This window comes from Leifsonia sp. McL0618 (genome assembly GCF_049994905.1).
Classification (GTDB): Bacteria; Actinomycetota; Actinomycetes; order Actinomycetales; family Microbacteriaceae; genus Diaminobutyricibacter.
Genome location: NZ_CP188258.1, coordinates 3,841,515 through 3,854,789, shown reverse-complemented (window position 1 = coordinate 3,854,789; position 13,275 = coordinate 3,841,515). Strand labels below are relative to the sequence as shown.

Below are 13,275 nucleotides of genomic sequence, written 5' to 3'. Positions count from 1 at the left end.
CCATGAACGCAGCACCCGACGCATCGGCCACCACCGCATCCGCCACCACCGCATCCGCCACCACCTCGTCGACCACCGCCAACGCGGCCGACGAGGCGGTGATCGCCTCCCTGCTCGCCGGCCTCACGCTCGAGCAGAAGGTGCGGTTGCTGACGGGCGCGACGTTCTGGACCCTGCACGACGAGCCGGCGATCGGCCTCGAGACGATCATGGTGTCGGATGGCCCGGCCGGTGTGCGCGGGGCGGCGTGGGATGAGCGCGACAGCTCGGCGAACCTTCCGTCGCCGACCTCGCTCGCGGCGTCGTGGGATGTCGAACTCGTGCACCGGCTGGGACGCCTGATCGCCGCGGAGGCACGGCGCAAGGGTGTCGGCGTTGCGCTCGGCCCGACGGTGAACATCCAGCGTTCGCCGCGCGGGGGGCGCCACTTCGAGGCGTACAGCGAGGACCCGTGGCTGTCCGGTGTCATCGGCACGGCGTTCGTGAAGGGCATCCAGTCGGGCGGGGTCGCGGCGACGCCGAAGCACTATGTCGCCAACGACAGCGAGACCGAGCGGATGACCGTCAACGTGAACGTGGACGAGCGCACCCTGCGCGAGGTCTACCTCGCCCCGTTCGAGCGGATGGTCACCGAGGGAGGGGCGTGGGTCGTCATGTCGTCGTACAACTCGGTCAATGGCGTGACGATGACCGAGAACGACCTGCTGGCCTCGCCCCTGAAGGACGAGTGGGGCTTCGACGGCGTCGTCGTCTCGGACTGGATGGGCGTGCGTGACACGGTCGCGGCCGGCAACTCGGCACAGGATCTCGCTATGCCGGGCCCCGACGGTGTCTGGGGCGAGGCCCTGGTCGAGGCGGTGCGCGCGGGCCAGGTCAGCGAGGAGGCCGTCGACGCGAAGGTGCTGCGGATCCTGCGGCTCGCCGGCCGGCTCGGCGCGCTTCAGGATGTGGATGCCGCCACCCCCGTCGCCCAGGCCTGGCCTGACGAGGAGGTCACCTCTCTCCTGCGTGCTGCGGCAGCCGACGGCATGGTGCTCGTGCGCAACGACGGGGTGCTCCCGCTCGACGCTGCGGCCGGCCAGACGATCGCGGTCGTCGGCCAGCACGCGAAGGTGGCGCGCAGCCAGGGCGGCGGATCCGCCACCGTGTTCCCCACTCACGTCGTGACGCCGCTCGCGGGATTGCAGACCGCGTTCGGCGCCGAGTCGGTGCGGTTCGCGCCCGGTGTGAAGGCATCCGAGTCGCTGCTGCCGTTCGAGCCGACCGTGGTCGCCGACCCCGTGACCGGAGAGCCGGGGGTGCATGTGCGGTTCCTCGCCGATGACGGCTCGGTCGTGCTCGACGAGCACCGCGTGGGCGGCCGTCTCGCGTGGCTCGGCGACCCGGTGCTCGCAGACACGGCCGTCGTCGAGGTGACGGCGACGTTCACGGCCCCGGAGGACGGTGAATACGCCCTCGGTTTCGCCGGCCTCGGCACGTTCCGGTTCGACGTCGATGGCGAGAACAAGAGCGACGGCCTGTTCTTCCCGGAGGGCACGGACCCGTTCATGGCGTTCCTGAACCCGCCGAAGCAGGTCTTTCCCGTGCAGCTCGCCGCCGGCCAGAAGGTGGAGCTGCGGCTGCAGCACGAGCCGATGCGCCAGGGTGGAATCCCCGCCGTCATGTTCACCCTCGGGTACGAGGAGCCGTTCGCGACAGCAGAAGAAGAGCTGGAGCGCGCGGTCGCGCTGGCCGCCGCAACCGATGTCGCCGTCGTGGTCGTCGGCACCACCCAACAGCTGGAATCCGAAGGCTTCGACCGGGTCGACCTGCGGTTGCCCGCCGGGCAGGATGAGCTGGTGCGGCGCGTGATCGCCGCCAACCCGCGCTCGATCGTGATCGTCAACTCGGGCGGCCCGGTCATCATGCCGTGGCTGGACGAAGCGCCCGCCGTGCTGCTGACGTGGTTCCCCGGGCAGGAGATGGGTGATGCGCTCGCCGACGTGGTGAGCGGTGTCCGCGAGCCGGGTGGACGCATCCCGACGACGTGGGCTGCGGCCGAAGACGACGTTCCGGTGTGGCAGGTCGAACCGGTCGACGGCCAGCTGTTCTACACCGAAGGCCTCAACGTGGGCTACCGCGAATGGGTTCGGCGTGCTGCGCTCGGCGGCCCCGCGCCGGCGATCGCGTTCGGGTCGGGACTCGGCTACACGACGTGGGAACTGGGCGCGGCGAGCGTGGCGGCAGCGGATGCGTCGTATGCGGCGGATGCACCGGATGCGGCGGCAGGCTTCGAGGTCACGGTGCCGGTCACGAACACCGGCTCGCGCCCCGGCAAGCACGTCGTGCAGGTATACCTCGCGCGGGTGTCGGATTCGGCTGTGGAGCGCCCGGCGCTCTGGCTGGCCGGGTACGCCGTGGTTCGCGCCGAAGCGGGCGAGACGGTCACCGCATCCGCCACCATCGAGCCGCGCTCGCTGCAGTACTGGTCGGCGGATGACCACGCTTGGCGCACCGAACCCGGCACGTACCGCGTGCACGTCGGCTCCTCGGTCGCCGAGCTCGCCCCCGCCGTCGACCTCGAGGTCTGACCTGGCCCCACTGATCGTCGACTACAGGCAAAAGCATCCCAGATCGCAAGGTTAAGGTGACTTTTCTTGCGCTCGACGAGGCACGGGGCCCCGAGGTGGTAGGAAAGAGGGCGTGGCCCCGCCAGAAGACTTTGCGTTCGAGCGGCTTCGGCGCAGGCCCGACGTCGAAGCGCCGAACCTGTTCGCCGTCGACGCAGCCGACCGGTTGCTCCTCGACACCGCCGCCGTCGACCTCGGCCGTGCACCTGCCGGCGCCGCCGTCGTCATCGGCGACACCTACGGCGCGCTCACGCTCGGTGCCGCCGCGCTGCACGGGGTGCGCGGCATCCGTGTGCACCAGGATCCGCTGACCGGAGAGCGGGCACTCGCGGCGAATGCGGAGCCCTCCGGGCTGTCCGATTCGTTCAGGTCGTTCGCGCTCGTCCCCGAGCTGGTCGCGGGCGCGACGGTCGTGCTGCTGCGGTTGCCGAGAAGTCTGGATGCGCTCGCCGAGATCGCGCAACTCGTCGCGACACACGCATCCCCTGCAGTGACCGTCTACGCGGGGGGCATGGTGAAACACCTGACCACTGGCATGAACGATGTGCTGCTGGGGTCGTTCGGCTCTGTGCGTGCCGGGCTCGCGCGGCAGAAGGCCCGGGTGTTGACCGTCGACGCGCCGCTCACCGGGCGCCCCGACCAGTGGCCGCGCCGCGAGTTCCACGACGACCTCGGTCTGTGGGTCTGCGCCCACGGAGCAGCGTTCGCCGGAACCTCGATCGACATCGGGACGCGGTTCCTGCTCACGGTGCTGGGGGAGGCCCGACCGGATGCGCGCACAGCCGTCGATCTCGGATGCGGCACCGGCGTGATCGCGGCCGCACTCGCCTTGGCGCGCCCGGGCATCCGCGTCGTCGCGACGGACCAGTCGTCTGCTGCCGTCGCATCCGCCGCCGAGACCATGCTCGCGAACGGGGTCGCCGACCGGGTCGAGGTGGTGCGCGACGACGCCCTCTCAGCGCAGCCTGACGGGAGCGCCGAGCTGATCGTGGTGAATCCGCCGTTCCACATCGGCGCGGCCGTCCACGCGGGCGCCGCCCTCAGGCTGTTCGACGATGCAGCGCGTGTGCTCGCGCCGGACGGCGAGCTCTGGGCCGTGTGGAACTCCCACCTCGGCTACCGCACGCCGCTCGAACGCATCGTCGGCCCCACCACCCAGGTCGCCCGCAACGCCAAGTTCACCGTAACGACGTCGCTCCGCCGCTGATCTGGCCGCTGCCGCCCCGGCCCGGCGACGAAACGTGCGAGAAGTGGACGATCCGCCCCCGCGAAACACACTTCTCGCCCCTTTCGCCGCTACTCGGCGGCGCCCGCAGGCACCGAATCGATCAGCAGGCGCGTGTATGGATGCTGGGGGTCGCGAAGGATCGCATCCGTGCCGCCGCGCTCCACGATCTCGCCGCGCCGCATGACGACCGTGCTCTCGCAGACCCTCCGCACCACCGCCAGGTCGTGGCTGATGAACAGCACCGTGAGGTGCCGTTCACGCCGGATCTCCGAGACGACGTCGAGCACCTGCGCCTGCACCGACACGTCGAGTGCGCTCGTCGCCTCGTCCATGACCAGCACTTCCGGCTCGATCGCGAGTGCCCGCGCGATGGCGACCCTCTGCCGCTGCCCGCCCGAGAGCGTGCGGGGCTGGGCCTGGGCGTGCTTCTCGCCGAGCCCGACCTGGTCGAGCAGGGTCAGTGCACGGATGCGCGCATCCCGCGCGGTCAGCGTCGAATGCAGGCGCAGCGCATCCTCGATGGCCTGGCCCGCAGTGATGCGGGGGTCGAGGGAGAGGTACGGATCCTGGAAGACCATCTGCACACTGCGTGCATGCGCGAGTCTCTCTGCGTGGCTGCGAGGGCGGGCCGTGCGCTCTGCGCCGTCGACGCGGATGTCCCCGGTGTCCGGATGCTCCAGCCCGACGATCATGCGCGCGAGTGTCGACTTGCCCGAACCCGATTCCCCGACGACGCCGAGCGCCTCGCCCGCAGGCACGGTGATCGAGGTGTCGATCACGGCCCGGACGGGTTCCTTGCCGCGCGGGTAGTACGTCTTCGAGAGCGACCGCACCTCCAGCATCGGGCCGCCCGCCGCGCCTTCAGAAGCACCCACGTCCTCCGCCCCAGCGGCACCACCGCCCAACGTCGGCGTCGCCGCGACCAGCCGCTGCGTGTACTCCGCCCGCGGGTGCAGGAACACCTGCCGGGCATCCCCTTCTTCTACGATGCGTCCGGCGCTCATGACGTAGACGCGGTCGCAGATCGAGGCCGCGAGGTTGAGGTCGTGGGTGATGAAGAGCATTCCCATGCCCCGCACCGCGCGCTGTTCTGTGAGCACGGAGATGATCTCGGCCTGCGTCGTCACATCCAGCGCCGTGGTCGGCTCGTCGCAGACGAGGAGCTGCGGAGACCCGGCAAGCGCGCCCGCGATCATGACGCGCTGCAGCATCCCGCCCGAGAATTCGTGCGGATACTGGCGCAGGTGTTCCTCGGGCCGGGGCAGCCTCACCGCGTGCAGCAGTTCGATCGCACGGGCGCGCGCATCGGATGCCGACCAGCCCTCGCCGAGGCGCAGCCCTTCGGTGAGGTGGTCGCCGAGCGTTCGCATCGGGTTGATGCCGGCGCGCGGATCCTGGAAGATCATCGCCGCGCGCGAGCGTCGCAGCTGCAGCAGCGTGCGACGCGAAGCGCCCAGGACCTCCGTGCCTTCGAGCAGCACGGAGCCCGATGTCGTCGCGTCGTCGGGGAGCAGGCCGAGCACAGCGCGGGCGGTGAGCGACTTGCCCGAACCGGATTCGCCGACGAGGCCGACCGTCTCGCCGTCGCCGACGTGGAGCGAGATCCCGTGCAGCAGGCGCGCTCCTGTCGGGAGGTCGAGGGTGAGTTTCGAGATGTCGAGGAGCGTCATGCGGCGGATCCGCCTCCGATGCGGTCTGAGAATTCTTCGCCGACGATGTTGACGGCGACGACCACGATCACGACCGCGAGCGCGGGCACGATGGCGGGAAGGAAGTGGCCGCCGACGATGCCGGCCTGCGCCTCGTTGATCATCGCGCCCCAGTCGGCGGTCGGCGCCTGCACGCCGAGCCCGAGGAACGACAGGCCTGCGAGTTCGGCCAGCACGTAGCCGAAGTTCAGGGTCGACTGGGCGCCGACGATGGGCGAGACGTTCGGCAGCACGCGTCGCAGGGCGATCCATCCGCCCGAGAAGCCCTGCACCCGGTACGCCGAGACGTACGGCCGGTTGCGCTCCGCGAGCACGAGCGACCGCGTCAGCCGGGCGACGAACGGCGCGTATGCGATGCTCATCGCGATGACCGGGGCGACGAGTCCCTTGCCGAAGAGGGCGACCGCCATGATCGCGATCAGCAGCGACGGAAAGGCGAACAAGACGTCGAACACACGCCCGAGCACGGCGTCGAACCAGCCGCCGCGCCAGGCGGCGACCAGGCCGAGCAGGATGCCCACCGCCGTCGATGCGACCACGACGATGAGCGGGCCGAGCAGGGCCGTGCGCGCGCCGAAGATCATGCGGCTGAGGGTGTCGCGGCCGAGTGCGTCCGCCCCGAGCCAGTGGGCGGGACTGGGCGACGCGTAGATCGCGGCGAAGTCGATGTGGTCGGGGTCGTACGGCGCGATCAGCGGCGCGAACACCGCTGCGAGCGTCATAACGGCCAGGATGGCCAGGCTGATCGTCCAGCTGAGCGCCGGGCGGTGGCTTCGGGATGCGCGCAGCACCTTCACGGCCATGGTGGGTGTTGTCATCGGGCACCGGCTCCTGCTGCTGATCGGGGGTCTACCACGGGTTCGAGGATGTCGACGATCGCGTTGACGACCACGAACGCAGTGACGACGAGGAGGACGATCGCCTGCACGACCGGAAAGTCGAGCCGGTCGACGGACTGCACGAGCAGCGAGCCGATCCCGGCCAGACCGAAGGCCGATTCGACGATCGTGCTGGCGACGAGCAGGCCGGCGACCAGCACGCCGCTGACCGTCAGGATCGGCCCGATCGCGTTGCGCAGCACATGGCGGCGGATGACGGTGGCCCGGGTGAGGCCGCGGCTCGTCGCGACTTCGACGTGCTCGCGGCCCAGCTGGTCGACCATCGAGGTGCGCGTCACCTTTCCGATGAGCACGATGAACACGACGGCCAGGGCGATCGACGGGAGGATCAGGTGGTAGATCGTGTCGAAGAATCCGACCCCCGAGCCGAACGAGGGGAACCATCCGAGCTGCACCGCGAAGACGGAGATGAGCACGATCGACCCGACGAAGGAGGGGATCGCCGCGAGCACCGTGAGGCCGACGAGAATGGCCCGGTCGAGCATCCGCCCCTTGTAGAGCGCAGCGACGATCCCGGCCGCGAGGCCGACGATCGTGATGATCAGCCCGGCCATGATCACCAGGCCGAACGTCACCGGGAGTCGTTCCCCGATGACCGCCGACACGTCCTGGCGGTACTGCAGCGAACGCCCGAAGTCGCCGTGGAGCATGCCGCCGACCCAGTCGATGTACTGCTGCCAGGGCGGGAGGTCGAGACCGTACTGCCTGGTCAGGTCGGCGATGGCCTGCGGGTTCGGGTGACGGCCGCGGAGCAGGAAGTCGATCGGATTCCCCGGCACCAGAAAGCGCGAGAAGAAGACGAGCAGCGACGCGAGGAACAGGGTGAGGAGGAGCGAGCCGAGCTTGCCGAGCACCCGGCGGGCGACGGTCATCGAACCGCCGCCACGCCGCTGCGCCCCCCGGAGCGCCGACGGCTCGGCACGCGCCCTCCCGCGCGCCGCCCGGTCGACGCCGGCTTCACCGAGCGCCAATGGTCGCCGCCCACGGGTAGTAGAGGAATGCGACGGACGGCTGGACGCCGGTGATGCGCTTTCCGAGATAGACCGACATCGGGGCCTCGAACAGCGGCAGCCAGGGCAGCTGGTCGTTGGCGATGCGCTGAGCCTCGGCCGACTTCTCCGAACGCGCTGCAGCATCGTCGGTCCCCGCCGCGTCGTTCACGATCGCGTCGAACTTCGGGTCGGACCAGTTGCCGTAGTTGCTGTAGTCGCCGGTGCGCAGCACCCCGTACATCTCCAGCGGGTCGGGCGACGAGAGGTACCACGAGGTGTACCAGAGGTCGGCCCCGGCACGAGCGGTCGGGTCGGTGAAGAGCGTCGTGTACGCGTTGGGTGTCACCGTGTCGATCTTCGCCTTGAGTCCGATCGACTCGGCGGCGGCCGCCGTCGCCTGGGCGACGACGCTGAAGTCGGAGCCGATCGGCGCGGTCCTGATGACGATCTGCTTGCCGGTCGCGCCCGCCTTCTCGATGAGTGCCTTCGCCGCCTTGACGTCATACGGGTACTTCTGCAGTCCGTCGAAGGCCTTGGCCAGAGCATCCTTGCTCGCTCCCGACCACACCGACCTGGTCGTCAGCGCGTTCGTCACGGTGCCGTAGCCCTTGACGGCCGCATCCACGATGCCCTGGCGGTCGAGAGCCATCATCAGCGCTTTACGCACCGTGACGTCACCGAGCGGGCCTTTCAGGTTGCCGACGATGAGGCTGTTTACCGCCGTATTGAGGCCGAAATAGAGACCGCCCGAGCTCGCACTTGTGCTCTTGAGCTGGTCAGCAGCATCCATCGGGATCATCCAGCTGCCGTCGACCTGGCCCGACTTCAGCGCGTTGGTGCGCGCGGTCGAGTCGTTCATGAAGAGGAAGGTGACCTTGCCGGCTTTCGCGCGCAGCTTCGAGTCCCAGTAGTCCGCGTACCGGGTGAGGGTGATGCTCTCACCGGACTTCCACGAGGTGAACTCGAACGGACCCGTGCAGTTGACCCCGCCGGTCGAGTTGCCGTAGTCGGCGCCCTTCGCCTTCAGCGTCGCAGCCGACTCGACGACGCCGGCAGAGCCGCCCATCGCCAGGTTGAACTGCGAGTCCGGCCTGGACTCGGTGACGGTGACCTCCATCGGCCCGGTCTGGTCGATCGACGTCACGTACTGGTACACCGAGTACCAGGACGACCCGACGGCCGGGTCGAGGTGGCGTCGCATGGAGGCCACAGCATCCGCTGCCGTCATCGGCGTTCCGTCGTGGAACGTGACCCCGTCGCGCAACTCGTAGACCCATTGCGTCGGCGTCGGATGGCTGAACGATTTCGCAAGACCCGGCGACAGCGTCCAGTCGGGATTCAGCCGCAGCAGCGACTCGCACACGTTCGCCAGCACCTGGTTGTCCGGGTAGTCGAAGGCGTGGGCGTAGTCGAGCGAGTACGGCTCGGCGTAGATCGCCCAGGTGAACGAGTCGATGTCGCCCTTCGGGGCGGCGGTCTGCGCCGTCAGCGTATAGGTCGGATGGTCGGTGCCGGTCTGCGCGGCCTGCGGCGAGCACGCGGCGAGCAGGAGCGCCACGCTCAGTGCGCCGGCGACGGCCGCTGCACGGCGCCGCCGCCGCCGCTTCGGGTGGGATGAGGTCATGGTGCGCTCCTTGCTGTGGGGGAAGGGAGGTGGATGGTTCACTCGCGCGTGTAGACGGGTTCGCCCTCTACCCAGGTCGAGACCACTTCGGATCGGTGGATGTCTTCGACAGGCCCGGCGAACGGGTTCGGGTCGAGCACGACGAGGTTCGCCAGGTAGCCGGGCGCGATCCGCCCGGTGTCGTGGTCGCGGTGGTTCACGTAGGCGGAGCCCGAGGTGTAGGCGGCGAACGCGGTCGGGAGGTTGATTCGCTGGTGGGCGCCACCGAGCGGTTCGTCGTCCCTGCCCGGCGAGACCCGGTTGACGGCGATGTGGATGGCCTCGACCGGGTTCGCGCTCGAGACCGGCCAGTCGCTGCCCGCCGCGAGTCGCGCCCCGTTACAGGCGAGGTCGCCGAACGGGTACTGGCGGTCGACGGCGCCCTCCTGCAGGAACGGCAGCGTCAGGGTGTCGAGTTGCGGTTCGTGGCAGGCCCACAGGGCCTGGAGGTTCGCGGTCGCGTCGAGCGGGGCGAAACGCGCAGCGTCGTCCACCGCAACGACCTGAAGATGGGCGAGGTGATGGCGGCCGTCGGACGGGCCGTTGGCCTGGCGCGCAGCTTCGATCGCATCCAGCGCCTCCTGCACCGCGCGGTCGCCGAGCGCATGGAAGTGCACCTGGAAGCCTTCGCGGTCCAGCGCGGTCACGTAGCCGCGCAGCAGGCCCGGGTCGATGAACGAGAGGCCGCGGTTTGCGGTGTCGTGCCCGTGCGTGTCACGGTACGGGGCCTTCATCGCGGCGGTGTGGTTCTCGGCCACCCCGTCGACCATGATCTTCACCGTGCCGAGCTCGAACCGGCTGGTGCCGATCGCGGCGATCCGGTCGCGGCGCTCGATCATCGTCGCGACCTGTTCGGCGCCATCCGACCGCGACCACCACTGGGCGCCGACGACATGGGCGATGAGCGTGCCCTCGTCGATGGCGCGGAGGTAGGCGCCCAGGTTCTCGCTGAGGCCGGCGGCCGCGCCGATCATCGCATCCTGCCAGCCGGTGATGCCGAGCTTGAGCAGTTCGTCCTGCGCCTTCAGCAGGCCGGCATAGCTGAGGTCTTCGTCGTTCAGGGGTCGCACGTCGGAGAACAGGTCGGCGGCGCCTTCGTGGAACGTGCCGGCGGGAAAGCCGTCGGACTCGCGCTCGATGCGCCCGTCCGCGGGGTCGGGCGTGGTGGCGTCGAGGCCGGCCCGTCGGATGGCGGTCGTGCTCGCCCAGATGCTGTGGTGGTCGCGGCTGCTCAGGAACACCGGGCGGTCGCCGACGACCACGTCGAGTGCCCGGCGGGTCGGGGCGCCGCCGTCGAAGTGGTCCATCGACCAGCCGCCGCCGAGGATCCAGCCGTCGGGGTTGGCTGCGGCGTACTCGCCGATCCGTCGCAGCGCGTCGTCCGCATCCTCCGCGTCGGTCAGGTTGCATTGCAGCAGTTCGATGCCGGCTCCGACGGGGTGCACGTGGGCGTCCTGGAATCCGGGGGCAAGGAGCGCTCCCTGCAGGTCGACGATCCTCGCGGCCCCGGCGAGCAGTGCACGCGCCTCCTGTTCGGGCACGACGCTGACGATGCGGCCGTCGCGAACGACCACCGCCATGCCTTCGACCGGATGCCCGGAACCGGTGAAGATCGCACCGCCGGTGAAGATCGTGTCCGCTGCTGTCACGTGAGTACCTCGTTCGTTCGTCGTCGAATCGGAATTGATGGGATGCTATCCGCGTGTCGCACCTGCTGTCAACACTGTTGACAACACTGTAACCTCGCCTAGAGTGGTCGGGATCGAGTGGACCGGCTGGCGGCCCGCAGGTCACGCTGAACGCGAGGGAACAATGACGGAAGCGCGAGCACTCGGCAGCGCGTCACGCACGCGGCTGAGCCGGGAAGTCATCATCCAGGCGGGTCTCGAACTCGGTGCCCGCGCCGACATGGCGAGCATCTCGGTGCGCAACATCGGCGCACTCCTCGGGGCCAACCCGACGGCGGTCTACCGCTACTTTCCGAGCAAGCAGGCTCTCATGGAAGCACTTCTGGACGAGGTGCTCGCGCGGGTGCTCACCCGGGTCGACTTCTCGGCCGACTGGCGCGATCGCCTGGTCGCGCTGGCGACGGGCACCCTCATCGAATTCGTCGCCTTCCCCTCGATCGCCATCGAGGCCACCGTGCTCACCACCAAGGGCCCGGCCGAGACGGACACGATCGAGTGCATCCTGTCGGCGTTCGCCGAGGCGGGACTCTCCGGGGATGCGCTCGTTCAGCACTATGCGTTCTACGCGTCATACTGCCTGTCCGAAGCCGCCGGGATCGCGCGAGGCAGGAGCGACCACGCGGACCCGCTGGCGGGCGCGAGCCCCTGGCTGGAAGGTCCGCTTCTGGTCGACCCGACCCGGCAGCCTCACCTGGCCTCCGTCGCGAGCGAGCTGCAGGCGCTGCAAGACCAGGACATCTTCCGATTCGGCGTCGAGGCGATCATCGAGTCGGCGCGGCGCGCAGCCGGTCAGCCGGCGATCAGTGATGCGACCTCGGAGTAGCCGTTGCGAACCACGGTCGACGGGTCGTCGTAGACGCGTGCCTCGCCTGCGGCTGCGGTGAAGCGCGGCCATCCAGGGTCGCCGTCGCGCACGAAGCTGACGGCGCCGGCATGCACCGCGTCGGCGAGAGCCTGCGGGGGGTGGTCGCCCGCGATTGCGTCGACCTTGTCGGCGGCGAGGCAGTCGAAGAAGAACGGCACGTCGATGCAGTGCACGGCGAATCCGAAATTCGGCGAGACCCAGGAGAAGCGGTACAACCAGGTGGGGGCTTCGCCCCGGGCGCGGATGACGCGGAGTGCGAGCGTGCGGAACATCCGGTCGGTGAGGTACCGGCCGACGAGCGCGGCAGTGCCCTTCCTGGCGACTGCGCGGTTCGCCGCCACGTATTCCGACCGGGCCTTCCCGGTGAGGCCGACCTTCCCGAGCAGGTAGCGAGCCGGGATCCAGCGGAGTCTGTTCTTCGCTTCGCTGAGGATCATGGAGAATTCGTCGTCCGTCGCTCCGAGAACGAGCGGCTTGTCCGCTCCGATCCCTGCCGCGATCGCATCGACCGTCTTCATCGGAACGAGGTCGCCGTCGATGACCGGACCGAGCGTGAGGCCGCCGTCGACGAACATCCGGAGTCCGTCCAGGGGGTTGCCGCCCTCGTCGGGCGCGGTGAGCTTCTTCTGCAGTTCGAGCACACGGTCTTCGCTGAGTGTGGAGAGCCCGGCACGGTCCGGCGTGACGCCGCCGGCTTCTGCCAGGCGCAGGCCGAACGCCTTCGCGTCGTCGACCGAGATGTCGGCGGCGGCGCCCGAGATGCAGTAGATGCCGGAGAAGAGGGGCTGCGCTGCGGGCATCCCGAGAAGAGTGAGCACCGCGCCGCCGCCGGCCGACTGGCCTGCGATGGTGACGCGCGATGGGTCGCCGCCGAATGAGCCGATATTGTCGCGCACCCATTCGAGCGCGAGCAGCCAGTCGAGCACGCCGCGGTTCAGCGGGGCATCCTCGATCCAGCCGAAGCCGTCGAAGCCGAGCCGGTACGAGATCGAGACGGTGACCACGTCGTCGCGGTTGAACGCGGCGCCGTCGTACCACGGGCTCGCGGGGGAGCCTGCGAAATACCCGCCGCCGTGGATGTACACCAGCACCGGGAGACCGGCGGCCGACCCGGGAGCCGGCGTGAAGACGTTGACGTTGAGCGTCGAGTCGCCGGGGATGCTCGGCTCGGGGATAAGGGTCACCCCGGGGTCGCCGCGCTGTGCCGTCGGGGCGTACTCGAGTGCGTCGATCACGCCCTCCCATGGGCGCTTCGGCACCGGAGCCGCAAAGCGGAGGTCGCCGACCGGGGCTTCGGCGAACGGGATGCCGAGGAAGGCTGCCGAGGCGCCCTTCTCTTCAGGGGCGCCGCGCCAGGAGCCACGCACGCTACCCGCGCGCGTCTCGACCGTGATGAGTGTTCCGGTGCTCGCCAGGGTCATGGGGCTCCTCCTCGTTGCTCGAACCGGTAGAAAACCTACCAACATTCGGTGATCATATCCATTCTGCCAGAGAAAGTTCAACCGCTGAACTAATCGGGCGGCGCTTCCCGCCGCCCTCCCTTGTTCACAAAACAGGAGTTCGTGTGACGGATGGGGCGGATGCTGCCCGTCGCTCCCGCATCCGCTCGACAGGTGTCACTC

General features: G+C 69.4%; 9 protein-coding genes. 3 read left to right on the top strand and 6 right to left on the bottom strand.

What is annotated here, in order from left to right; translation table 11 throughout:
* The first annotated feature begins 2 nt into the window (after positions 1-2).
* The gene (locus ACPPVQ_RS18525) at positions 3-2,570 is read left to right on the top strand and encodes a beta-glucosidase H (RefSeq protein WP_426516651.1); all 2,568 of its coding nucleotides are present in this window, start codon (positions 3-5) and stop codon (positions 2,568-2,570) included.
* 112 nt (positions 2,571-2,682) lie between these two features.
* The gene (locus tag ACPPVQ_RS18520; protein ID WP_426516649.1) at positions 2,683-3,816 is read left to right on the top strand and encodes a class I SAM-dependent methyltransferase; all 1,134 of its coding nucleotides are present in this window, start codon (positions 2,683-2,685) and stop codon (positions 3,814-3,816) included.
* An 89-nt stretch (positions 3,817-3,905) separates the two neighbouring features.
* On the opposite strand, the gene ACPPVQ_RS18515 is transcribed toward ACPPVQ_RS18520, so the two are convergent.
* The 5 genes from ACPPVQ_RS18515 to ACPPVQ_RS18495 all read right to left on the bottom strand — a co-directional run bounded on the left by ACPPVQ_RS18515 (position 3,906) and on the right by ACPPVQ_RS18495 (position 10,749).
* Entirely contained in the window at positions 3,906-5,507 is a 1,602-nt protein-coding gene (locus tag ACPPVQ_RS18515) for a dipeptide ABC transporter ATP-binding protein (RefSeq protein WP_426516647.1), read from the bottom strand.
* Positions 5,504-6,364, bottom strand: a complete 861-nt coding sequence (locus ACPPVQ_RS18510) for an ABC transporter permease (protein ID WP_426516646.1) — start codon at positions 6,362-6,364, stop codon at positions 5,504-5,506. Before ACPPVQ_RS18510 ends, ACPPVQ_RS18515 begins: the two co-directional genes overlap by 4 nt.
* On the bottom strand, positions 6,361-7,317 hold the full coding sequence (locus ACPPVQ_RS18505; RefSeq protein ID WP_426521325.1) for an ABC transporter permease: 957 nt from the start codon (positions 7,315-7,317) through the stop codon (positions 6,361-6,363). The genes ACPPVQ_RS18510 and ACPPVQ_RS18505 overlap by 4 nt, the downstream gene beginning before the upstream one ends.
* An 85-nt stretch (positions 7,318-7,402) precedes the next feature.
* Positions 7,403-9,061, bottom strand: a complete 1,659-nt coding sequence (locus ACPPVQ_RS18500; RefSeq protein ID WP_426516644.1) for an ABC transporter substrate-binding protein — start codon at positions 9,059-9,061, stop codon at positions 7,403-7,405.
* A gap of 38 nt (positions 9,062-9,099) precedes the next feature.
* Positions 9,100-10,749, bottom strand: a complete 1,650-nt coding sequence (locus ACPPVQ_RS18495; protein ID WP_426516642.1) for an amidohydrolase — start codon at positions 10,747-10,749, stop codon at positions 9,100-9,102.
* Positions 10,750-10,912: 163 nt separating this feature from the next.
* On the opposite strand from ACPPVQ_RS18495, the gene ACPPVQ_RS18490 reads away from it, so the two are divergent.
* Positions 10,913-11,611: a TetR/AcrR family transcriptional regulator gene (locus ACPPVQ_RS18490; RefSeq protein ID WP_426516640.1), complete on the top strand. Its 699-nt coding sequence runs from the start codon at positions 10,913-10,915 to the stop codon at positions 11,609-11,611.
* Here ACPPVQ_RS18490 and ACPPVQ_RS18485 read toward each other — a convergent pair.
* Complete coding sequence (locus ACPPVQ_RS18485; RefSeq protein WP_426516638.1) at positions 11,578-13,074, bottom strand: carboxylesterase/lipase family protein; 1,497 nt, start codon at positions 13,072-13,074, stop codon at positions 11,578-11,580. The two genes, ACPPVQ_RS18490 and ACPPVQ_RS18485, sit on opposite strands and share 34 nt — an antisense overlap.
* Positions 13,075-13,275: the final 201 nt, after the last annotated feature.